At 43.0% G+C, this 1,221-nt stretch carries 1 protein-coding gene; it reads left to right on the top strand.

Translation table 11 applies throughout. The annotated features are described in order from the left end of the window. The first annotated feature begins 56 nt into the window (after positions 1 to 56). A protein-coding gene (locus tag GLIP_RS18565; protein ID WP_085949195.1) for an IS3 family transposase occupies positions 57 to 1,204 on the top strand; the annotation gives its coding sequence in 2 pieces (ribosomal slippage) (positions 57 to 303 and positions 303 to 1,204; 1,149 coding nt in all). The last annotated feature ends 17 nt before the right edge of the window (positions 1,205 to 1,221 follow it).

The following is a 1,221-nucleotide window of genomic DNA, read 5'->3' as shown; positions in this document are numbered from 1 at the left end:
CTAATTTCCTAGACACCTCTTAGTTAGATAAACTAACTAAAAATATAGAGGTGTTTATGAGCGGAAAACGCTACCCAGAAGAATTCAAAATTGAAGCGGTTAAACAGGTAGTTGATCGAGGTCATTTAATATCTGACGTTGCCAAACGGTTAGATGTCACAACACACAGTCTTTATGCGTGGGTTAAAAAATACGGCCCTGATTCTAAACAGCAAAACGAATTAAGCGATGCACAGGCTGAAATTAGAAGGTTACAGAAAGAGTTAAAGCGAACAACAGAAGAGCGTGACCTATTGAAAAAAGCCGCGGCATACTTCGCAAAGCAGTCCGACTGAGGTATGCCTTTATCAAAGAGAATTCGGACAGTTGGCCTGTTCGTTGGCTATGCAAAATGTTCGACGTGCATCCAAGCGGATATTACGCATGGAACAAACAGCCTCACTCTAAACGAGCTAAAGCCAATCAACGTCTTACAGGATTGATTAAACAGTTTTGGCTGGAGTCAGGTGGTGTGTATGGTTATCGTAAAGTCCACTCTGATTTACGTGATGTTGGTGAAAAATGCGGTGTGAATCGCGTTTATCGGCTGATGCGAGATGAAGGGCTGAAAGCTCAAGTTGGGTACCGAAAGCCTCGTCATCGTAGCGGAGAAAGCCATATTGTTGTGCCTAATCGATTACAGCGTCAATTCAATCCTGAGTCGCCAGATGAATCATGGGTGACCGACATCACCCATATCCGCACTCATGAGGGATGGCTTTACTTGGCTGTGGTTGTCGATTTGTTCTCACGTAAAGTCATTGGTTGGTCGATGCAATCACGGATCACTAAGGAAATTGTGTTAGATGCCTTATTAATGGCGGTATGGCGGCGCAATCCTAAGAAAATGGTGACAGTTCATTCAGATCAAGGGAGTCAATATACAAGCCATGATTGGCAACACTTCCTTAAAGTAAATGGCCTTGAAGGAAGCATGAGCAGACGCGGTAACTGCCATGACAATGCAGTGGCGGAAAGCTTCTTCCAACTGTTGAAACGTGAGCGAGTAAAGCGAAAAGTCTATTCAACAAGGGACGATGCTAGAAGTGATATCTTTGATTACATAGAAATGTTTTATAACAATAAACGAAAACATGGTTCCAATGATCTGCTTTCGCCAGTAGAGTATGAAAAGCGATACCAAGAACGGCTGAGAAGTGTCTAGATTATTGGTGTCGATTC

Source organism: Aliiglaciecola lipolytica E3 (genome assembly GCF_000314975.1).
Taxonomy (GTDB): Bacteria; Pseudomonadota; Gammaproteobacteria; order Enterobacterales; family Alteromonadaceae; genus Aliiglaciecola; species Aliiglaciecola lipolytica.
This window is presented reverse-complemented; position numbering and strand designations above follow the sequence as displayed.